Raw genomic sequence first — 18622 nt, forward strand, 5'->3', positions numbered from 1 at the left:
CTGCGTGCGTCAAGGGCGTGCCTCGCTGCACCGAAGCACGGTGTCGTGGGCTTTTAAGATGAGTCGATGATTCAATCATCCATGGCCTGGGATCAGGCATTGCTTCGCAAGTTCAGCAGCACTGGCCATTTCCGTTTGCTGAATCAAGTGCGTAGTGAGCTCAGCAGTCAGCCTTTGGTTCGCGATCCTTCGACCCGCGTTTTGTTGCTCAAGGCCAGGCCTCATCGCGGGCAGCCTGTTCGTCAACAGCGCAGGCCGAATGCCATCCCTGAAGGAATGGAGTCTCTCTCTGATGCCGTTGTCGCGTCGTCTCCGAAATCGTTCCGAGAGAGGCTGAACGCCATTGATATGCGCTGAGGTTGTCCCCTCAAGATGTATGATGGCTTCTGGCCAAAAGGGCCTTTCGTCAGAGTAGCTCAGCTGGTTAGAGCACAGGATTCATAACCCTGAGGTCGAGAGTTCAAGTCTCTCCTCTGACATTTTCAACACTTAATTTGGTCCTCGCAATCGATCAATTGCGAGGATTTTTGCTGTGATTAGCCTGATTGTTCAGCCTCTGCGGGAGGGAAGCATGGTCATCGGATCCATGGCAGCTCCTCCAGCTTTGCGGATTTCAAAATGAAGGTGGGGTCCAGTACTGCGACCCGTGCTTCCCATCAAAGCGATGCGGGCACCTTGAGGAACCAGTTGGCCTTTTTTCACGAACAGTCGGCTGCTGTGGGCGTAGCGAGTTGACGATCCATCGCCATGGGAGATTTCAACGAGGTAGCCATAGCCGCTGCTCCAGCCGGAGTAAGCAATCACGCCATCCTTGGCAGCCACAATCGGCGTCCCAACATTGTTGGCAATATCAATCCCTTTGTGCATCCTTCCCCAGCGCCATCCATATCCAGAGGTAAAGACCCCTTTGGTGGGCCAGATATAAGTTTGCGAGGCATCGAACTGTTGACTGCCGGGAAGAGCGGGAAGTTCGGGCCAGCTTGCCCCACCGGATCGCAGGGGCCTCACCGCCAGAACACTGGCTTTGGCAACCCGGACCTTGCTGCCCACCACAAGTTTGGAGAGCTCGACCCCAGGGTTAAACGATTCCAATTGCGTCAGTGTGATTCCGTGATCCCTCACGAGGGACATCAGGGATTGCTCGGGCTTGATTTCAACGACGTCCACCGGAGCGGGAGGCGTTTTCAGAGGAGGAGTGTCTCTGATTTCTGTTCCATCAAGGGCGGTCGATGCACTGATGGATTCAACGCTTGTTTCAGGAAGAACCACCCAGGTTCCTGTTTCAAGAACAGCTTCGGCTTTGAACTCATTGAGTTCTTCGAGCTGACTCTCGCTCAGGTCGAGATCACGCGCCAACGTTTGCAGGTCGCTGCGTTCAATCAACCGGACCCAGATCTTGGTGGGCTCTGACGTCAGAGCCGAGAGAAGTTGCTTGGAGCTGATGTGGTCGGAATCTGCGAAACCCGACGCCTGCGACATCGCGAACAAGGCGCTGCTGGATGCAACAGCGGTCACGGCGAGGAGCAGAGGCTTCATTCAGCGCGCAAGTGAAGAACAGATCCCAGACCGCCGCCACAGCACCGGACCGGGCTGAAAGTAGCGGGCTGAACACTGCTCTGCAAGGGTGCTCGTGGCAGATCATCGATCACCACAGCTGCAGTTTCAGGCCTGCCTGAAAGCAGGCGATCGCGCAAGCGACAGACAGATTCAAACTGCGGACCCCGCCCTGGCCGTCACTGTCAGCACTGCAAGGCATTGGAATCGTCAAGATCTGATCGCACTGGTCACGCACTGGCTGCGGCAGCCCTGTGTCCTCTCGTCCGAACAGAAGAACATCGCCAGGTTCGAAGCAGAAACCCTGCAGCGCAACGCCGTCCCTTCGGCTGCAGCCGATCACACGGAACGGTTTGGCGAGACTGTTTTTAAATGCTTGGAAATTGGTGTGAACCGAAAGGTTCACATGGGGCCAATAATCCAGTCCGGCTCGCTTGAGCTGCCGGTCATCGATCGAGAAGCCGAGGGGTTCGATCAACGACAACGGCAAGTCGAACGCTGCACAGGTTCGCGCGATGTTGCCTGTGTTCGGAGGAATGCGTGGTTCGAATAAGGCGACGCGAAGCGGGGATGGCTTGAGATGGGTCACAGCGGAACGGCCTGTCCTAAAGCGTGAAGATCGAGAGCTCTGCCCTGAACGACGAGCCAGCTCCGATTGGCATGACTGGCCAATCGTTGAGCCAAGGCCCCCTGGCGATCGCGGAAGAGCCCGCCAATGGCGGTGGAGGGCACCACCCCCCAGCCTGTTTCTTCAATCACGATCACGACGGGCTCTTGGCGCTGTTTTAGAGAGGTGAGCAGCTCGATCTGAAGTGCATCCCACTCCTGTGCATCGGTCTGGAGATGGGCGGCCGTAAAGCCTCCGAGTGCATCAATTAGCAGCCCATGAGTCTGCGGCGCTTTTTGCAGCGCCGCCGTGAGCTGTCCCTCGCATTCGAGAAGACTCCAGTTCGCTGGCCGACGGTCTCGATGCAGGCGCAGTCGCTCCTGCCATGCAGCATCCCCCGGCAAGGAAGGCGAAGTGGCGATGTAAGTCACTTCAGAACAAACGGACACCAGATGCTCGGCCCACCTGCTTTTGCCGCCACGGCTAGGCCCGGAGACAAGAACAAGACCTTCGGGATGATCAGCCGCCACCATTCATGCCGCGAAGCGTCGCCACCGAGGAGGGGCTGACACGGTTGAGGTAGCGGAAAATCCAATATTTGAAGATCGTCGCCAGAATCACCGGGAAGGTGGCAATAAACAGAAGGATGAAATTCTCGCGCGCGGGGAATCCGAAATGATTCGCGATCCCATCGAGAAGAACCGTCCAACCTTCCGGGCTATGGAAGCCAACAAAAATGTCTGTGAAGAGAATGATGGCAAATGCCTTGGCTGAGTCACTGAGTCCATACACAGCTTCGTCGAAAAATCCTCTCAGTACGCGTAATTCTTCCCGACTGAAGACACAGACCACTACAAACGCAACTGTGGCTGCAAGATCAGCGATCACATTCTTAACGGCATGGGTGCTTTCTGAATCGGCCTCCTGCTTTAACTCCTCCGCTTTTGCAGACAGTTTTTTCTGCAATTCTTCCTGTGTGGGTATCGAGTCGCCGCGCAAAAGTGCATCAAATTCGATCTCGGCCTTATACACCCGCAGCTTCTCGACAGCCTGTTCCTCAAGTTGCGGTTTGGGGTAACTCAGAAAAGGCAAGTCCGGTGCGTAGCGATCCACAGCTGGGCTAATGATGTAAGTGCGGCTCACTTGTTGCACCAAAAGGGGCACAAGGATGAGCAGCAGCAGCACCTTCAGTGAAATCAAAGTGGAATCGCGACGTCGCCGGAATCCAGCCACCAGCGTTGCTTCTGCGGTGGGATTCAGCTGCCGCCGCAGCGTGTCGAAAATGCCGAGCAGAGAGCGTGGGAGCGGATCAGGAGATCGGCTGATGGTGGGAGCTGAGGCTGTTCGCCGCGGGCTGTAGCGGTTGACAACGCTCTCGATCAGCTGAAGCTGACGCAACTCCTGGGGATCAAGCTCTCCCCGCTGATATTCGAGCTTGTCTAGAGAGGCCCGGCAGACGCTGATGGCTGCTCGGAATTTCCTCAGAACCGTTGCTTGCACTGAGCTGGGAACAGACAGTTCCAGATCGGGGCGGATCGGCCGGTCTCCGTAATATTCAAGCTCCAGGCTTTGAATCAACAGAGCGGCTTCATAGCCGCGATCGAGATCGGCGTTCACATCGAGGGACTTGGCCCTTCCGAAGGTGTCGAGCCAGTTGCGTCCTGCCATCGTGCTGTTACCGGGAGAAAATCCACCAGGTGGCCATCGGAACTATCGTGCCGACCACGAGCAGAACGACAACCCAAGTGAAGGCATTGCTTTCCTCGGTTTGTTCAGCAGTTGGCACATTGGTGGGAAGCGCAACCCTCTCCACCTGAACGGGAGGACCTGGATCTTCGCCACCGTCGAGCACGACCTCAAGTCGCGTGATGCCGTCGAGCGTGGCTTGGCGGAAGCGATCGCCATCCCGCAAGGGTTGGCTCATGGTGGTTCGCCCTGTGCTCCGCAACAGGCTCTCCGGTAGTTGCTCTAAGAGGGCCGGTGAGGCAACAACCGTGGCCTGTTTGCTCTGGCTTTCCTCCAGGAACAGCAGAAGGGGTTTGTTGGAATCGGCTGTGCTCGAACTCCAACGACCGAGCAATTCCTCACCAAACGCTGGCAGGCTCAGGCCGTAATCAAGACGTCGCAGCGTTACGAGTCGAGCATCAACGTGAAAGCGATCCAGCTCCCCAAGTCGGCTGCTGATTTCGTTGCGACCAGAACGACTCAACACCTCAGCTGAATCGAGAACCAGCTCGTCGGGGGGCTGGGGTGGGAAGTCTTGGGGAGAGACGGCAAGTGCGATCGGCGTGCAGAAGAGCACGCAGAGAATGGCGGCAAAAATCCCGCCGGTGAGCTGGGTCAGGCGATTCATGGTCATGCTCAGCGTCGCAACAGTCTGCCTTTAAGCGGCAAGGCTGTCTCGGTTAAGGGCCATGATCGCTTCCAGCACCATCACAGCGCGTCCCTCAGGAAGATTCAGGCGTCCAGTCAGGTTGTTCAGAAAGCTTTTTTCTTCAGGGGTCACGTCCCGGTCGGCATGGGTGAGCTGAACAGCCACTGCCAGTGCTGTCTCTTGCTGGACGGGTGTCAGAACAGGCAGGGCGTCGTCGACCAGTTTTTCAACACCGTCGCTGCGCAGCTGGGCCAGGAGGCGATCGAACAGGGTCGCCATCTCCTGCTCATTCCGATCTTTGTAAGGCGTTCGGTATTCGAGGGAGCGGCGCAGAGCGTGGGCTTCATCACGCCCGAGGGTGCCGTCGCAGGCCACTGCGGCAAGGGCGATGGCGGCAAAGGCTTCAGCGTCAGTCATCTCGGCTGGTCCGTGCACACCCATTTGAGCAAGAGTGCGACGATCTGACCGCAGCATGTTGCAGACCATGCCTGGCTCCGCTCGTCTTTGTCTGATCGCTGGGGTGCTGGTGCTGAGCCTGTCGCTCCTGAACGCCCTCACGGCTGGAGAATTTCCCCCGGCCCTGCAGCGGGCCGAGGTGCTGGCTGGAATGGCCTCCGTTGGCTTGATGTTGGTTGCCGCTCTGTGGACCCGGGCCATACCGCGTGCTGCTGAAGCAGCGAAACTCAGTGGTGAACAGGGATTTCAGATCAACGACGCGCTGGATGGCGCCTTGGCATTGGAGTTGGCCTGGGGAAGCCATCAGTTCCTCACCGCAACTTCAGCCGCCTCGATGTTGGTGATGTGGGATGGGCACGTGCTGCTTCGGCGGGGTCTGATCACTTCGGATGCCTTCGTGCCCGGTGCCATCTGTGCGCGGGCGCGCGAGCGTCAGGAGCTGATTTCGTTAGTGAAGACAGCGCTTTATCCAGGGCGCGAAGAATTTGATCCTGTGCTGCCGGGCTTGCCATCGCTGATGGTGCACCCCCTAGGGCAAAGGGGCTGGGTGGTGCTGGGTGGATGGTCCGAACGCTGCTTCACCCGATCGGATGAGCGTTGGTTGGCGGGGTGGTGTGAACGCCTCAGAACGACACTGGATTCGGTTGGCGGCGGGATCCAGGAGTCCCACCCCTGCCCTCAGCCGGGATCCTGATTTCTGATTCCACCAGAGATCCGGGCGCAGTGAAGGAAATGCGTCCTTCCTTCCCAACCGTTCCCTCAAGCCGTGTGGCTCGGGTCACCTGATCGTTCTCATCCCTGCGCACGCGAACCTGCCCTTCGGCCAAGACGGCTTCACTGCTCCAGTTCCAGCGGCAACGTTCAGCTTTCAGCACTTCCCCTGGCTGGCGAATCTCACAGGCTCCCTCAACGTCGACGGTCGTGTCGCCGAGATCCGCCCTGAATCCCTCCCCCGTGATGCGCGTGCGGTCGAGATCAGCTTCAAAGGGTTCGGCGCTGCGAATCACCTGCTTCCGGAACAGCCAGGTTGTGGCTTGAGCCCGCAGCACACCTTTTTCACGCGGGATGCGCAGAGTCACCGGAGACAGAACGGTGATCTCACCCTTCAGGGTGTTCCCATTCAGGGATTGGCCCTCGAGTTGCTCGAGAACGGTTCCCTCCTGATCTCTGCGCTGACCAAGAACGGGCCCGTTGGCTTTGAGTTGTCCTGAATCAAGATTCCACTGCGCTTTGCCGCTGCGCAATGAGCTGTCAGGCGGGATGGTGCGGTCAGCACCAGACCAACGGTCGAGTTGAACGGTGCCCGTCAGGGTGAGTTCATTGGTGGTTTGTTGAAGAACGGCTGTTCGCGACGAAATCCGCGACTCCCGATCCGTGGCACGGGGCCGCTGCTCCATGGTCAACTCGCCTTGCTCAGGCCTCCAGCGCAATCGATCCCCCTGGATCAGCAGCTTCGCGCCGGTGAGTTGCTGGAGCTTGACATTCCCCTCCAACAGGATCTTTTCACCATCGTTGATCACTTGGGCTAGATCGGACTGAATCCGAAAGGAGGGCTTCCCATTCCGAAACAGGAGGCCAACGGGTTTGCGGGCACGAACCAAGCGTTTGTTCAGTTCGTAACGGGCTTCAGGGCTCGAGAGGGTCCAGTCTCTTTGGCCGTCACTGGATTTCTGTTCAAGCTCCAGTGAACGGAACACGAAAGGGGGTGCTTCGAGGGCGACTGGAGCTTCGGCATCGGCGCAACCGCCGAGAAGAGGGAGGCCTGCCAGCAGGCAGCTTGCAAGCCAGCCATGGCGTGAGGGCAAAGCCATCAGAGGGGGGACTCAAGCTCAAGTCGCTGCATCACTGGCTCCGGTTTGGGCAGACCGACGCCTGGTTCCAGTTGTCCCCAGCGCAGTGCCTGGGTCCAGCCATCGTCGCTCGGTCGCTGATCGAGCTGGGCCAGGATCCTGGAACTGAGGCCTGGCACCAGGGGTTGAAGCAACAGGCCAATCACCCTGCAACATTCCAGAACGGCATAGAGATCATCCCCCACTTTTTCTTCGTGGCCTGGTTGTTTCATCAGGCTCCATGGCGCTTGTTCATTGAGATAACCGTTGGCTTCGATCGCCAGTTGCAACACGGCTTCGGCCGCGTCTTGAAACGCCAGTGCCGGGATCGACTGACGCACGCGCTCGATTGTCTGTTCGGTGGGTTGTTTCAGCGGATGCTCAGAGCGCACATCTGGCGAGACGGGAGGGAGGGATGCCTCGAACCATTTGCGCGACATCGAGGCGGTTCGATTCAGAAGATTGCCGATCGTGTTGGCGAGATCGTTGTTCACGAGATCCATAAATCGTTGCTGCTGGAAATCGCCGTCTTCTCCAAATTGGATGTCTCTCAGCAAATACCAACGCACGGCATCGGTGCCGCAGCGCTCGAGCAGGATTTCAGGATCCAGCACATTGCCAAGAGCTTTTCCCATCTTCTGCCCCTCTCGGGTGAGAAAGCCATGCCCGAAAACACGTTTCGGAACGGGCAATCCCGCCGACATCAGCATGGCAGGCCAATAGACAGCGTGAAAGCGCAGGATGTCTTTCCCGATCACATGAACATCGGCAGGCCAGCCGATGTCAGCAAGGCGATCCAGGTCCACCGCTCCGCCGTCATCCAGCAGCGCTGTGAGGTAACCGAGCAGGGCGTCAAACCACACATAAAAGGTGTGTCCAGGATGTCCAGGGACGGGTAGGCCCCAGGACACATTCACCCTGGAAATGGAGAAATCACGTAGTCCTCCGGCGACGAAATTTTCGATTTCACGACGGCGACTGGCGGGAGCGATGAACTGAGGGTCTGCGATCAGGGTTTCAATGCGCTCTTGAAATTGCGAGAGGCAGAAGAACAGATTTTCCTCATCGCGCCATTCCAGCGGCTTGCGATGGATCGGGCAGTCGGGAGCCTTGGCATCGGCAGGATCATCTTTGAATTCCTCACAATCCACGCAGTACCAACCTTCCTGATGGCCGGTGCGGATGTGTCCTGCAGCTTCGCAGCGCTGGAAAAAGGCCTGCACCAGGGGAAGATGGCGAGGGCTTGTGGTGCGAACGAAACGATCGTTGCTGATGTGCCAACGCGTCCAGAGGTCGGAATACAACGCCGAAATGCGATCGCAATGATCGATTGGGCTGATGTTCTGCGTTTCGGCCGTGCGTTGAATCTTCTGGCCGTGTTCATCAACCCCGGTGATGAACACAACGTCTTGGCCTTCCAGACGCTGAAAACGAGCGAGCGCATCACAGGCGAGCGTGGTGTAAACGCTTCCGAGGTGGGGTTTGGCGTTGACGTAGTAGAGCGGCGTTGTGAGGCTGTAGGTCATCGCGTCGGCTCTCCTCTGAAGCCCCTGGCTCTGGGGCTGGATCTTAACGACCCCCTTTTCCCCCCCTGGAATCGATGACGTCCTCAATCCAACGCGCAGAGCTTCGGCGTGTGTGGTTGTCGGCCCTGCACCAACTGGCTCTTGCTGACGGCGATTTCAGCGAAGAAGAGCGCCGAACGCTGGCCGATCACCTGGCGGCCACCCTGCCCAACGCCGAACTCGACTGGGAGGGCTTGCCCCCTGTTCAAGACAGAGATCTGGCCGGGGCTTTTGCGGAAGATCCGACCCTCGCCGAGCAGTTTCTGCGCTCGGCTGTTGTGGTGTCGTTGGCCGATGGTCATCTCAGTGACAAGGAATTGGCTCTGCTCCATCACTGGGCAGACTTGCTCGGCTGTGATCAGTCAGCGTTGAAGGGATTGCAGCCGTGTGATGCTCCAACAAGCGCCCTGAACCTTCATCCGCTTGAACCTCTGAAGCATTGGTTGGATGCGCTCGACCCCAGCGACCAAGCCGTTGCCGGCTTCATCGTCAGCCTGATCCCCGCGCAATGTCCTTTTGAGAGGGACATCGTGCTGTTTGGCCACAAACTCGTGCACATTCCGCCCATGTGCCAATTGAATCCGCTCTACGACCAACTCGTGGGTCTGCGCTTCCGCTGCCTGAGCCGCCTCCCGCAGGACGAGCAGTTGCGGATCAGTCGCAGGGACTGCAGCGCGTGATGACCACGTCCATCGATGCGGTTGATGTGCTCGTTTGGGGGGGCGGCACTGGTGGCGTGGCCGCTGCCATTCAGGCCGCACGCGGGGGGGCCTCCACCCTTCTGCTCACCCCTGGCAGCTGGCTTGGGGGAATGGTGAGCGCCGCCGGGGTGTGCTGTCCGGATGGCAACGAGCTCAGCCCCTGGCAGACGGGCCTGTGGGGTGCCTTCCTGCGGGAGCTGGAGCGGCGTGAGCCGGAGGGGCTCGATCACAACTGGGTGAGCTGCTTCGGCTATCGCCCCACCACGGCAGAACAGATCCTCCAGGATTGGGTGGCGGCCGAAGCCAAGCTGCTCTGGCGTTCCGGTTGCCGCTTGCTGGCGGTGGAGCGCGAGGGGGCGCTGATCACGGCGGTGCGCGTTGACGTTGACGGAGAGCCGCGTCGGGTTGGCTGCCAGGTGGTGATCGATGGCAGCGACCGCGGCGACCTCTTGCCCCTTGCAGAGGTTCCCTTCCGCTTCGGCTGGGAAGCCCAGGAGCAATGGAATGAACCCAGTGCCCCAAGCCGCGCCCGGCTGGAAGCGGAACCCTTTTTCAGTGAGCATCCGCTGCAATCGCCCACCTGGGTGGTGATGGGGCAACTGCAAAGCGACCATCTGGAGGCGGATCCAGCCCGCACGATCGGATCCAGCGCTTTCCCCCAGCTGCCAGCTCCGTTCGAGCGGGCCTGTGAGGCCTTCGGCTTGGAGCGCACCCTCACCTATGGGCGCCTGCCCGGTGGGTTGGTGATGCTCAACTGGCCCTTGCATGGCAACGATTGGCACTGGGGGCTGAGTCGGGCCTTTGGCGCTGACCCCAAGCAAGAAGCGGCGTTGTACGAAGAGATGCAGGCCCACAGCCTGCGGTTTGCTGAAGCCCTCAAGGAAGCCAGCGATGGCTGGCTGCAGCTTGGCCACGCCTTCCCCGCTGAGTCCGGCAGTCCGGCTCCCTGGCTGGCGGCCATGCCCTATTGGCGAGAGGGGCGGCGTTTGGTGGGGCGCGCCACGGTGATCGAGCAAGACCTGTTGCCAGTTGGCGATGGTGCCTCGTGCGCCGCTTTGCCGCGAGATTCCGCCGGCGTGATGCAGTCGATCGCGGTGGGCAATTACGCCAACGACCATCACTATCCCGGGCCGGATTGGCCCCTGGCGCCAAAGAGCTGCCGCTGGGGTGGGCGCTGGACGGGCACACCGTTCTGCATCCCCTACGGCGCGCTGGTGAGCGCGGAGATCGACAATCTGATGGCGGCCGACAAGGCGATCAGCACAAGCCACATGGCGAATGGCGCCACGCGGCTGCAGCCGTTGGTGTTGAACGTGGGTCAGGCGGCGGGAGCCGCTGCCGCGCTGGCGGTAGCCCAGGCCGTGCCACCGGCGCACTGTTCAGTGCCCCAGCTCCAGGAGCTGTTGATCAATGATCGAAGGGCACCTGCAGCGGTGGTTCCGAACTGGACCTTGGCTTGGAGGGATCCGTTCTGGAACGACCTCCAGCACAAGGCACTGCGTGGGTTTTCGGCGCAAACTGATGCAACGCAGGCCGCGGCCCCTGCACCCCCCAGCCACAGAGATGCTGTGTTGAGGGGATGGATTCATCCCTGCGGCGACGGAGGATTTCGGCTTGAGACGCCCGATGGGGATGCCTGGCCGGTGATCACCCTCGAGCCATCGGTTCAGGTCTGGATGACCACCGTGAAGGAGCCGACTGCCGTGGCCCTGCGAGGAATCCTCAACCCCTGGGGGCCCTGGTTGAGGGTGACAGGCTGGGGCTGATCAGGGCTGGTCGGTGACCGCACCCTGGCTGCTGGAACTCACAAGCCGGGCATATTTGCCGAGGATCCCCGTGCGGTACTTCGGCACTGGTGCCGACCATGCACTCCGCCTCCGCTCCAGCTCAGCCTCCTCCACATTCAGTTGCAGCAGCAGCTGATTGGCGTCCACGGTGATGCTGTCTCCTTCCTCGATCAAACCGATGGTTCCGCCCACGGCCGCTTCGGGGGCTACATGGCCAATCACGAGGCCATAGGAGCCACCTGAAAAGCGTCCGTCGGTGATCAGCGCCACCTTGTCGAGTAGCCCTTGTCCCACGATCGCGGACGTGGGACTGAGCATCTCGCGCATGCCCGGTCCGCCGACCGGGCCTTCATTGCGCACCACCACCACATCACCGGCCTTGATCTGATTGTCGAGAATCGCTTCAAGACAGCTTTCTTCGCTCTCAAACACCCTTGCTGGACCGGTGATCACCGGATTCTTCACACCACTGATCTTCGCGACAGCTCCTTCGGAAGCCAGATTGCCCTTAAGGATGGCCAGGTGGCCCTTGGCATAAAGGGGATTGGAGAGCGGCCGAATCACATCCTGATCCGCGGGCGGAGTGGAGGGCACATCGGCAAGCAGCTCCTTCAGGGTTTTGCCTTCGATGGTGCGGCAATCACCGTGGAGGAGTCCGGCATCCAGCAGCAGTTTCATCACCTGGGGAATTCCACCGGCGCGGTGGAGGTCCACCGTGACGTAACGGCCACTGGGTTTGAGGTCGCAGATCACTGGAACGCGCTGGCGGATCCGTTCAAAGTCGTCGATGGCGAGCTCCACCCCAGCAGTGCGGGCAATGGCGAGCAAATGCAGCACGGAATTGGTGGAACCACCCACCGCCATGATCACGCTGATGGCATTTTCGAAGGCCTCACGGGTCATCAGGTCGAGGGGGCGGATGCCGGATTCGATGGCCTGCACCAACACCTCCGCCGATCGGGCTGCGCTCTCGGCCTTCTCTTCATCTTCAGCAGCCATGGTGGAGCTGTGCGGAAGGCTGAGTCCCATCGTTTCGATGGCGGCGCTCATGGTGTTGGCGGTGAACATGCCGCCGCAGCTGCCAGCCCCGGGGCAGGCATTTTTCTCGATGGCCGTGAGCTGCTCCTCGTCGATCTTGCCGCTGGTGATCTGACCGACCGCTTCAAAAGCACTGACCACGGTGAGGTCGCAGCCGCCGAGTTTTCCGGGCTTGATGGTGCCGCCGTACACGAAGATCGCCGGGATGTTCATCCTCGCCATCGCGAGCATGGCTCCAGGCATGTTCTTGTCGCAGCCGCCCACGGCCAACACGCCGTCCATGCTCTGGCCATTGCAGGCTGTTTCGATGGCGTCGGCGATCACTTCCCGGCTCACCAGGGAATATTTCATTCCCTCTGTTCCCATCGAGATCCCGTCGCTGACGGTGATGGTCCCGAACGTTTGAGGCATACCTCCCGCTAGGCGGGCCGCCTCTTCGGCACGCCTGGCGAGATCATCGAGCCCAACGTTGCAGGGCGTGATCGTGCTGTAGCCGTTGGCGATGCCAATGATTGGTTTTCCGAAGTCCTGATCGCCGAAACCGACGGCTCGCAGCATCGCCCGATTGGGTGAGCGCTGAATCCCCTTGGTAACGGCATCGGAGCGGAGCATGGATCAGGCCGTCATCCGGCGTGAAACTGAAAGCAACCTACCGGCCGCGCTGGTCACCCCTTCGAGCCAAGGTCTTCCAGCTGCTTGCGTACATCGGCGATCGCGGCATTCAGCTGATCAACGCGAGCCTCCAGCTGGCTGTCGGCATCCAGAGGCTGGCGCTCTCCAGGGCCCAACGCCTCACTGCCGTCCTGCATGCGTGGGGCGTACAACATCGAGCGTTTGTAGCGCAGACGCCGGCGACGGTCCGCCTCGGAGATCAGCCACCAGCCAAGGCCGGCTGCACCGAGGACAGCGCCGCTGACGAGTGTCGCCAGGGTTGCCGATGTTGACTCTTGCTGACGCGCCATGGCCCTCGAATCCTTGAATGAACACTAGGTGTCTTGGGATGATCTGATCCCGAGCCTTAGCAAGGGGTCACCGATTCCAGGAAGAATCTGATTGTCTTCATTGAGGTCGGCATCGATGCAGGCGGTGTGAAGGGTGATGTCGGGGAAGGCCTCACCGATGCGCTTCAACCCCGGGCTTGCACAAACCGTGGTGATCACGCGCAGGCGACGCCCATCCACCCCTTCCTGATGCAACCGACTCAGGATTGAGACCACAGCCTCACCATCGTCGATCTGATCGAGAAGCACCATCACGCCAGCCTTGCTTTCGATGCTGGAGGGCACGCCATCGAGGCATAGGTCAGCATTCGGCAGAACCTGACGCGCACCTTCCCAGAGATGCAGGCCACCTGGAAGCAGTGGGATGGCCAGCAGGGGAACGCTTGTTTCAATCATCGTTCCTTCCGTGCTCGCCAAAGGTGTCTTCACCACCTCCCTGCGGTGCGGCAACCAATCGCGAAGCGCTTCATAACTCAGCCATCGGCCGAGCTCCTCCATGGCTGTGCGGTAGAGAGCTGCTGGAGTTCCCTCGTGGCGCAACACTGTCAACCAGTGGGCGATGAGGGGGTGGGGCGGAACCACCACTCGAAGAGTCTTGGCCATGACACGTGGCTGGGCAGATCTCTGCCATAACGTGACCGTTCAAATTACGGCAGTTGCTTCAGGCACCCGCCGAGCGTCCTCCCCCATGCCAGTCCCTGCGTTTCTTCGCCACTCGCTGCGACAACTGACCACGGCCCTGCTCGCCGGCTTGTTGGTGCTCTCATCCGTTCTCATCGGTGGACTTTCCGCAGAGGCAATCACCGCACCGGAGTTGCGCGGTCAGCGTGCTGTGCAGGACATCTCCTCCAACATGCACGGACGGGATCTCAAGGAAAAGGAATTTCTCAAGGCCGACCTGCGCGAGGTTGATCTGGGGGATGCCGATCTGCGCGGGGCTGTGATCAACACATCGCAACTCCAGGGTGCTGATTTACGCGGAGCCGACCTGGAAGATGTGGTGGCGTTCTCCAGCCGTTTCGATGGAGCCGACCTTCGCGATGCGAACTTCACCAACGCGATGCTGATGCAGAGCCGATTTAACGATGCACAGATCGAAGGGACCGATTTCACAAACGCCGTGATCGACCTTCCCCAGCTCAAAGCGCTCTGTGGACGCGCCAGTGGGGTGAATAGTCTCAGTGGTGTGAGCACAAAAGAATCACTCGGATGCCGTTGATGGCTAAACGACTTCCCGTGACGGTGATCACCGGCTTTCTCGGCGCCGGTAAAACCACTGTTCTCCGACATTTGCTTACCCAGAGCGGTCAACGACTTGCCGTGATGGTCAATGAGTTCGGAACGGTTGGCTTGGATGGCGATCTGATTCGCAGTTGCGGTTTCTGTCCAGAGGAGGAGGTGGAAGGTCGCCTTGTGGAACTGAATAACGGCTGTTTGTGTTGCACCGTTCAGGACGATTTCCTGCCCACGATGGAAACGCTTCTGCAACGCTCCGATCAGCTCGACGGCATTGTCGTTGAAACGAGCGGTCTGGCTCTTCCCCGTCCCCTACTCCAGGCTCTTGAGTGGCCAGCCATCCGTCGCCGTGTGCACGTGAATGGGGTTGTCACGGTGGTGGATGGCGAAGCCCTCAGTGGCGGCAGTCCCGTTGGCGATCCCGAGGCCCTGGAACGTCAGCGGCAGGAGGATCAGAGCCTCGATCACCTCACCGCCATCGAAGATCTGTTCGAGGACCAACTTGAGGCAGCGGATCTGGTGCTGATCAGCCGTTCCGATTGTCTGCAGCCTTCCCAGCTGGACAGCGTGCTGGAGGGGATCCAGCCGCGTTTGCGTCCAGGGGCAGGCACTCTGGCCATCAGCCAAGGGCAGGTTGATCCAGCCCTGGTGCTTGGTCTTGAGTCGTCCGAGTCCACCCATCGCGCTCACCAGCCTGATGATGCCGGTGACCACGATCACGACCACGGCCATCACGATCACAGCCATCACGATCACAGCCATCACGATCACAGCCATCACGACCACGGCCATCACGATCACAGCCACGTGGAGGCGATCAGCGGTCAGATCCGTCTGGAAGGCTCTTTTGATCGCAGCTTGCTCGAGCAACTCTTACCGGAGTTCGCCCGCACCCACCACGTCATCCGCCTCAAAGGCCGTGTCTGGCTTCCAGGCAAAACCCTTCCTCTGCAGATCCAGATGGTGGGTCCCAGATTGGACAGCTGGTTTGAGGCCGCTCCGGAGCAGGCCTGGACACCTCCCTCAGGGGCCGGTCTTGAGCTCGTCGTGATTGGCCTTGAAGCTGGCGCGGCAGAACGTCTTGAAACCAGGCTTGTGGCCAATCGCTAGCTCGGCAAAAGGCGCGTCCGCACCCTGTTCCAGTCGCGCATGACCCAAAGAGAGAGCATGACCAAACCAGCGGGAATCAACCCCATGCTCATTCGGATCATGACCAGAGCTCGATCGGGCTGGGCTTCCCCCAGGGATGCTTCGTAACCACTCCAGCTGAGCATGAGGCCCAGCAGGAACACCGAAGCGGCACTGCCAAGCTTCTGGATCTGCACCATGAAGGCTGTGATCAGACCGGCGGGATGATTTGGCTCTGCATCAACGGCATCTGGAAGAAAAGCCCAAGGAAGCAGATAGGCCGTGGCAGCGCAGAGACCGAGCAGCACCAGGGTGACCAGCAAGGCGAGAAGCTGGCCCCGGTTGGCAGCGGCCAGGGCGTTGCCGCTGACCGGAAGCGCTGGCAGCACCAGCGCAAGGATGCAAAACACGATCCAGCCACAACCACCAACCTGAAGCGCAACCAGGCGGCTGCATTGCGCGGCCACCCGATTCCAGATCCAGAGTCCTGCCAGGGCGCTGATCTGAAACGGGATGAGCAAGAACGTGCTCCAACGATGGGGGAGATGCAGTGCATCCGAGAGGTAGATGATCGACACGGGCTGCATCAGCTGAAGAGCACCCCAGCCCAGCAGGTACATCGCCACCACGCGCACAAACAGACCGTTGGTCTTGAGGCTGCGCAGCTGAGGGATGAGGGCCTGATGCGTCGGGGAAGGACGCTTGCAACGGGCCGCCGCAGGCGCCAACCCAAGCGCACTGGACACACTGCCGAACGTCAGGATCAGGCCCGTGGCCAGACCGATCTGCAGATATCCAGGTGCACCTTGATGGCTCAGGGCAGCGCCGAGCAGAAGCCCGAGAAGGCTGGCCAGAACAGACCCTGTGAAGCGGTAGGCATTGAGGCGTGTGCGCAGCTTTTCATCCTCCGTCAACTCCGTTGCCAGGGCTGAGTAGGGCAGGTTCACGCCGGAGTAGGTGCTCTGAAAGATTGCTGCCACCGCAACAAACCAGAGAAACCGCCAGGGATCAGCGAATGGAGGCACCCACCACATCAGGGTCATGGACACCCCCAGGGGGACCGCACTGGAGATCATCCAGGGCAAACGCGGGCCCCAGCGTCCACCTGTGCGATCGCCGAGCCAGCCGATGAGCTGATCACTCAAGACATCCCATACGCGCACCACCATCAGCACCGTTCCCGCCAGCCATGCGGGCAATCCAGCGACTGCGGTGTAAAAAACAAAAAGGTAGAAGCCAACGACCGCTGAGGCCATGCCGGTGCCGGCATCACCGATGCCGTAGGCACGCAGCACCCTGCGTTTCAGCGGAGCTGGGACATCGCGAAGATCCAGCGCAGCGCCCATGACCGGTTCAGTCTTGTCCTCGCTCTCTAGCGAACGAATCAGTTCTTCACCACAAGGCGCTCGGTTCCAGACCGTTCGATCAGCGCAGAGAGATTGAGCATGTCGTTGCGGTTCACCAGGCCAATGCAGCCAAGGGTGCCGCTCTGGGAATTCAGGCGGCCGGCACTTGGGTCTTGGTGGATTCCCAGAACTCTGCGCCCCGTTGTGAACGTGGGTTCGATGCTGATCCACACAGGGCCCAGTTCGGGATAGGCCCCGTCGGCAAGGGGTTCCACCGGACCGACGCTGTAGGTGCCTGCCGGTAGGGGAGCCCGGCTCCCCATGCGGTCGCGGTCCGCGTTCTGACGATTGGCCCGTCCACTGACGGCGTCGAAGCGACGGGTGGGCTCGCCTGGAATCTCGAGCCTCAGATCCCAGATTGGATCCCCGGTTGAGGCGATGCGGCGCCCGGTCCTCTCCAGGACGAGGGTGGGGACCGGCTCCACCTGCGGTTGCACGGGCTCGAGCAGGGCCATCAGGGACGAACGCTCTCCATCCTCACGATCAGCCCGGGCTGCGGACGTCACTCCCAGTCCGAGCAACGCTGTGGCCAGCACCGTTCGTGCAAGGCAACGGCGGAGGGTTCGGCGGTCCCGGACGATTTGCATCCCGCTGACAGAAAAACGACCCTGTCCTACGGGCAAACATTATCGGCTCAGGAATGAATAAACGGTTTGTCAGCCGGACCTTGGTGCCCGCCAGTCGAGGCCTGGGACGTGCGCCACGATCGCCGCTGTGGTTGTCATGTAGTGCGCGTAGTTGGGGCAGCACTGGAGCAATTGACGCTCTTCCCGGTGTGCTTTCCCCGTGAGGACAGCCACCAGTGCGACAAACAGAGCCATGTGCAAAAGACTTCCCCAGGCGAGGGTCACTCCCAAGGAACACACCAAAACAGCTCGGTAAAGAGGATGGCGGCATTGGGCATAAACGCCTGTGGTCACCAGTGCGGCCCCCTGTTTTGGTTCTGGAAGCGGCGAGAGACTGGGTCCTAGGGCACGGAATCCCTGAACCGCCAATCCCAGTCCCCCAGCGAGGATGATCAGCCCACTGAGGGTCATCACCGCTGGCCAATGGACCCCGAGGGAGTCAGGGGCCGGCCAAGCCGGCGCTAAATGCCCCACGATCAGCAGCAGCTGGGCCACCAGCCACCACTCCCCCTGCTGATTGCTGAACAGGCTTGACCAGCTCAGATTCCAGCCTTGGAACGCTTGTTTCCAGTCCTCCATGGGGTTTGCTTCCTCGACGTCCCCCCCACTATGCGAACGGTTCTGATCACAGGTGCGAGTCGAGGCATCGGCCGGTCGATCGCCACCTTGCTGCTGTCCCAGGGACATCGCCTCTGCTTGGCTGTCCGCGACCCGGACGGCCTACGCGACACCGCTCTGGATCCCCGACTCCATGGGGATGCCCTCTCGCTTTGTCGCTACGACGCCAGGGATCCAGACGCTGCCGAGCGCGCTGTGCAGGCGGTTCAGCAGGCGTATGGATCACTCGACACGCTGATCCATTGCGCCGGAATCCTCAGAAGCACCCCCTTGTTGTTTGGGGATGCGCAGAGCGATGAGCCCGATGAACTTTGGCGTGTGAATGTGAAAGCGCCCTGGCTGCTAACGCGAGCTGCCTGGTCAGCACTTGTGGCGTCCCAGGCAGGACGGATTCAGGTTCTGGTCTCCATGAGCGGAAAACGTTGCAAGGGCAAGTTGGCGGGTTATTCCGCCAGCAAGTTCGCCTTGATGGGCCTCTGCCAGGCGATGCGCAACGAAGGTTGGGACAAGGGAATTCGCGTGACCGCCATTTGCCCAGGCTGGGTGAACACTGAGATGGCCAGAGGAATCAGTCCTCTGGCACCGGAGTTGATGACCCAGCCAGACGACATTGCATCCCTCTGCGCCCAACTGCTCAAGCTGCCGGCATCCGCTGTGCCCTTTGAACTCGCGCTGAATCCCACATTGGAAAGCTGA

At 60.3% G+C, this 18622-nt stretch carries 21 protein-coding genes and 1 tRNA gene; 8 read left to right on the forward strand and 14 right to left on the reverse strand.

Annotation, left to right across the window (positions count from 1 at the left end):
- Positions 1 to 66 precede the first annotated feature (66 nt).
- Both KQ296_RS11250 and KQ296_RS11255 read left to right on the forward strand, forming a co-directional pair.
- Positions 67 to 357 carry a hypothetical protein gene (locus KQ296_RS11250; protein WP_011933027.1) on the forward strand — a complete coding sequence of 97 codons (291 nt, stop codon included), beginning with the start codon at positions 67 to 69 and terminating at the stop codon, positions 355 to 357.
- A gap of 48 nt (positions 358 to 405) precedes the next feature.
- A tRNA-Met gene (locus tag KQ296_RS11255) sits at positions 406 to 479 on the forward strand.
- A 70-nt stretch (positions 480 to 549) separates the two neighbouring features.
- Here KQ296_RS11255 and KQ296_RS11260 read toward each other — a convergent pair.
- The 6 genes from KQ296_RS11260 to KQ296_RS11285 form a co-directional block, all read right to left on the reverse strand.
- Positions 550 to 1536: a M23 family metallopeptidase gene (locus KQ296_RS11260; RefSeq protein WP_011933028.1), complete on the reverse strand. Its 987-nt coding sequence runs from the start codon at positions 1534 to 1536 to the stop codon at positions 550 to 552.
- A 109-nt stretch (positions 1537 to 1645) separates the two neighbouring features.
- Positions 1646 to 2143 carry a tRNA (cytidine(34)-2'-O)-methyltransferase gene (locus tag KQ296_RS11265; protein WP_011933029.1) on the reverse strand — a complete coding sequence of 166 codons (498 nt, stop codon included), beginning with the start codon at positions 2141 to 2143 and terminating at the stop codon, positions 1646 to 1648.
- Positions 2140 to 2694, reverse strand: coding sequence for a bifunctional adenosylcobinamide kinase/adenosylcobinamide-phosphate guanylyltransferase (locus KQ296_RS11270; RefSeq protein ID WP_011933030.1), 555 nt, complete (start codon positions 2692 to 2694; stop codon positions 2140 to 2142). The genes KQ296_RS11265 and KQ296_RS11270 overlap by 4 nt, the downstream gene beginning before the upstream one ends.
- Positions 2681 to 3829 (reverse strand): proton extrusion protein PcxA, encoded by a 1149-nt coding sequence (gene pxcA, locus KQ296_RS11275; RefSeq protein WP_011933031.1) that lies wholly within the window; start codon positions 3827 to 3829, stop codon positions 2681 to 2683. The genes KQ296_RS11270 and pxcA overlap by 14 nt, the downstream gene beginning before the upstream one ends.
- 7 nt (positions 3830 to 3836) lie before the next feature.
- Entirely contained in the window at positions 3837 to 4514 is a 678-nt protein-coding gene (gene psb32, locus KQ296_RS11280; protein WP_011933032.1) for a photosystem II repair protein Psb32, read from the reverse strand.
- A 30-nt stretch (positions 4515 to 4544) separates the two neighbouring features.
- Positions 4545 to 4952 (reverse strand): tellurite resistance TerB family protein, encoded by a 408-nt coding sequence (locus KQ296_RS11285; RefSeq protein WP_041428819.1) that lies wholly within the window; start codon positions 4950 to 4952, stop codon positions 4545 to 4547.
- Positions 4953 to 5019: 67 nt separating this feature from the next.
- Here KQ296_RS11285 and KQ296_RS11290 point away from each other — a divergent pair, with 67 nt between their 5' ends.
- Positions 5020 to 5685 (forward strand): cofactor assembly of complex C subunit B, encoded by a 666-nt coding sequence (locus KQ296_RS11290; protein ID WP_041428820.1) that lies wholly within the window; start codon positions 5020 to 5022, stop codon positions 5683 to 5685.
- On the opposite strand, the gene lptC is transcribed toward KQ296_RS11290, so the two are convergent.
- The gene (gene lptC, locus KQ296_RS11295) at positions 5615 to 6802 is read right to left on the reverse strand and encodes an LPS export ABC transporter periplasmic protein LptC (protein WP_011933035.1); all 1188 of its coding nucleotides are present in this window, start codon (positions 6800 to 6802) and stop codon (positions 5615 to 5617) included. The two genes, KQ296_RS11290 and lptC, sit on opposite strands and share 71 nt — an antisense overlap.
- Positions 6802 to 8346 (reverse strand): methionine--tRNA ligase, encoded by a 1545-nt coding sequence (locus KQ296_RS11300; RefSeq protein ID WP_011933036.1) that lies wholly within the window; start codon positions 8344 to 8346, stop codon positions 6802 to 6804. Before KQ296_RS11300 ends, lptC begins: the two co-directional genes overlap by 1 nt.
- A 74-nt stretch (positions 8347 to 8420) precedes the next feature.
- Between KQ296_RS11300 and KQ296_RS11305 the strand changes: the two genes are divergently transcribed.
- The gene (locus KQ296_RS11305; RefSeq protein ID WP_041428477.1) at positions 8421 to 9065 is read left to right on the forward strand and encodes a Mo-dependent nitrogenase C-terminal domain-containing protein; all 645 of its coding nucleotides are present in this window, start codon (positions 8421 to 8423) and stop codon (positions 9063 to 9065) included.
- A complete protein-coding gene (locus tag KQ296_RS11310; RefSeq protein ID WP_011933038.1) occupies positions 9065 to 10852 on the forward strand; it encodes an FAD-dependent oxidoreductase in 1788 nt (595 codons plus the stop codon). Before KQ296_RS11305 ends, KQ296_RS11310 begins: the two co-directional genes overlap by 1 nt.
- Here the strand turns inward: KQ296_RS11310 and ilvD are convergent, their stop codons facing one another.
- From ilvD to KQ296_RS11325, 3 genes are read right to left on the reverse strand one after another with little or no spacing between them, the layout of a single operon-like run.
- Positions 10853 to 12523, reverse strand: a complete 1671-nt coding sequence (ilvD, locus tag KQ296_RS11315) for a dihydroxy-acid dehydratase (RefSeq protein WP_011933039.1) — start codon at positions 12521 to 12523, stop codon at positions 10853 to 10855. It abuts the gene before it with no gap.
- Positions 12524 to 12576: 53 nt separating this feature from the next.
- Positions 12577 to 12873, reverse strand: coding sequence for a hypothetical protein (locus KQ296_RS11320; protein WP_011933040.1), 297 nt, complete (start codon positions 12871 to 12873; stop codon positions 12577 to 12579).
- A 24-nt stretch (positions 12874 to 12897) separates the two neighbouring features.
- Positions 12898 to 13515 carry a uracil phosphoribosyltransferase gene (locus KQ296_RS11325; RefSeq protein ID WP_011933041.1) on the reverse strand — a complete coding sequence of 206 codons (618 nt, stop codon included), beginning with the start codon at positions 13513 to 13515 and terminating at the stop codon, positions 12898 to 12900.
- 85 nt (positions 13516 to 13600) lie between these two features.
- Here KQ296_RS11325 and KQ296_RS11330 point away from each other — a divergent pair, with 85 nt between their 5' ends.
- The gene (locus KQ296_RS11330) at positions 13601 to 14131 is read left to right on the forward strand and encodes a pentapeptide repeat-containing protein (RefSeq protein ID WP_011933042.1); all 531 of its coding nucleotides are present in this window, start codon (positions 13601 to 13603) and stop codon (positions 14129 to 14131) included.
- Positions 14131 to 15258 carry a GTP-binding protein gene (locus KQ296_RS11335; RefSeq protein WP_041428821.1) on the forward strand — a complete coding sequence of 376 codons (1128 nt, stop codon included), beginning with the start codon at positions 14131 to 14133 and terminating at the stop codon, positions 15256 to 15258. The genes KQ296_RS11330 and KQ296_RS11335 overlap by 1 nt, the downstream gene beginning before the upstream one ends.
- Here KQ296_RS11335 and KQ296_RS11340 read toward each other — a convergent pair.
- From KQ296_RS11340 to KQ296_RS11350, 3 genes are all read right to left on the reverse strand, one after another.
- Complete coding sequence (locus tag KQ296_RS11340; protein ID WP_011933044.1) at positions 15255 to 16622, reverse strand: MFS transporter; 1368 nt, start codon at positions 16620 to 16622, stop codon at positions 15255 to 15257. The genes KQ296_RS11335 and KQ296_RS11340 overlap by 4 nt on opposite strands.
- A gap of 38 nt (positions 16623 to 16660) precedes the next feature.
- Positions 16661 to 17269, reverse strand: a complete 609-nt coding sequence (locus KQ296_RS11345; protein WP_011933045.1) for a hypothetical protein — start codon at positions 17267 to 17269, stop codon at positions 16661 to 16663.
- Positions 17270 to 17338: 69 nt separating this feature from the next.
- Complete coding sequence (locus KQ296_RS11350; RefSeq protein ID WP_011933046.1) at positions 17339 to 17887, reverse strand: isoprenylcysteine carboxylmethyltransferase family protein; 549 nt, start codon at positions 17885 to 17887, stop codon at positions 17339 to 17341.
- A gap of 30 nt (positions 17888 to 17917) precedes the next feature.
- Here KQ296_RS11350 and KQ296_RS11355 point away from each other — a divergent pair, with 30 nt between their 5' ends.
- Positions 17918 to 18622, forward strand: coding sequence for an SDR family NAD(P)-dependent oxidoreductase (locus KQ296_RS11355; RefSeq protein WP_011933047.1), 705 nt, complete (start codon positions 17918 to 17920; stop codon positions 18620 to 18622).

The sequence above is a fragment of the Synechococcus sp. CS-197 genome, from assembly GCF_025128215.1.
Lineage (GTDB): Bacteria > Cyanobacteriota > Cyanobacteriia > PCC-6307 > Cyanobiaceae > Synechococcus_C.

What these genes read in the sequence shown, in the direction of transcription:
- KQ296_RS11320 (WP_011933040.1), bottom strand. Translation starts at nt 12,873, where the DNA reads ATGGCGCGTCAGCAAGAGTCAACATCGGCAACCCTGGCGACACTCGTC.
- KQ296_RS11330 (WP_011933042.1), top strand. Translation starts at nt 13,601, where the DNA reads ATGCCAGTCCCTGCGTTTCTTCGCCACTCGCTGCGACAACTGACCACG.
- KQ296_RS11260 (WP_011933028.1), bottom strand. Translation starts at nt 1,536, where the DNA reads ATGAAGCCTCTGCTCCTCGCCGTGACCGCTGTTGCATCCAGCAGCGCC.
- KQ296_RS11335 (WP_041428821.1), top strand. Translation starts at nt 14,131, where the DNA reads ATGGCTAAACGACTTCCCGTGACGGTGATCACCGGCTTTCTCGGCGCC.
- psb32 (WP_011933032.1), bottom strand. Translation starts at nt 4,514, where the DNA reads ATGAATCGCCTGACCCAGCTCACCGGCGGGATTTTTGCCGCCATTCTC.
- KQ296_RS11340 (WP_011933044.1), bottom strand. Translation starts at nt 16,622, where the DNA reads ATGGGCGCTGCGCTGGATCTTCGCGATGTCCCAGCTCCGCTGAAACGC.
- ilvD (WP_011933039.1), bottom strand. Translation starts at nt 12,523, where the DNA reads ATGCTCCGCTCCGATGCCGTTACCAAGGGGATTCAGCGCTCACCCAAT.
- lptC (WP_011933035.1), bottom strand. Translation starts at nt 6,802, where the DNA reads ATGGCTTTGCCCTCACGCCATGGCTGGCTTGCAAGCTGCCTGCTGGCA.
- KQ296_RS11345 (WP_011933045.1), bottom strand. Translation starts at nt 17,269, where the DNA reads ATGCAAATCGTCCGGGACCGCCGAACCCTCCGCCGTTGCCTTGCACGA.
- KQ296_RS11290 (WP_041428820.1), top strand. Translation starts at nt 5,020, where the DNA reads ATGCCTGGCTCCGCTCGTCTTTGTCTGATCGCTGGGGTGCTGGTGCTG.
- KQ296_RS11300 (WP_011933036.1), bottom strand. Translation starts at nt 8,346, where the DNA reads ATGACCTACAGCCTCACAACGCCGCTCTACTACGTCAACGCCAAACCC.
- pxcA (WP_011933031.1), bottom strand. Translation starts at nt 3,829, where the DNA reads ATGGCAGGACGCAACTGGCTCGACACCTTCGGAAGGGCCAAGTCCCTC.
- KQ296_RS11355 (WP_011933047.1), top strand. Translation starts at nt 17,918, where the DNA reads ATGCGAACGGTTCTGATCACAGGTGCGAGTCGAGGCATCGGCCGGTCG.
- KQ296_RS11325 (WP_011933041.1), bottom strand. Translation starts at nt 13,515, where the DNA reads ATGGCCAAGACTCTTCGAGTGGTGGTTCCGCCCCACCCCCTCATCGCC.
- KQ296_RS11270 (WP_011933030.1), bottom strand. Translation starts at nt 2,694, where the DNA reads ATGGTGGCGGCTGATCATCCCGAAGGTCTTGTTCTTGTCTCCGGGCCT.
- KQ296_RS11350 (WP_011933046.1), bottom strand. Translation starts at nt 17,887, where the DNA reads ATGGAGGACTGGAAACAAGCGTTCCAAGGCTGGAATCTGAGCTGGTCA.
- KQ296_RS11285 (WP_041428819.1), bottom strand. Translation starts at nt 4,952, where the DNA reads ATGACTGACGCTGAAGCCTTTGCCGCCATCGCCCTTGCCGCAGTGGCC.
- KQ296_RS11250 (WP_011933027.1), top strand. Translation starts at nt 67, where the DNA reads ATGATTCAATCATCCATGGCCTGGGATCAGGCATTGCTTCGCAAGTTC.
- KQ296_RS11310 (WP_011933038.1), top strand. Translation starts at nt 9,065, where the DNA reads ATGACCACGTCCATCGATGCGGTTGATGTGCTCGTTTGGGGGGGCGGC.
- KQ296_RS11305 (WP_041428477.1), top strand. Translation starts at nt 8,421, where the DNA reads ATGACGTCCTCAATCCAACGCGCAGAGCTTCGGCGTGTGTGGTTGTCG.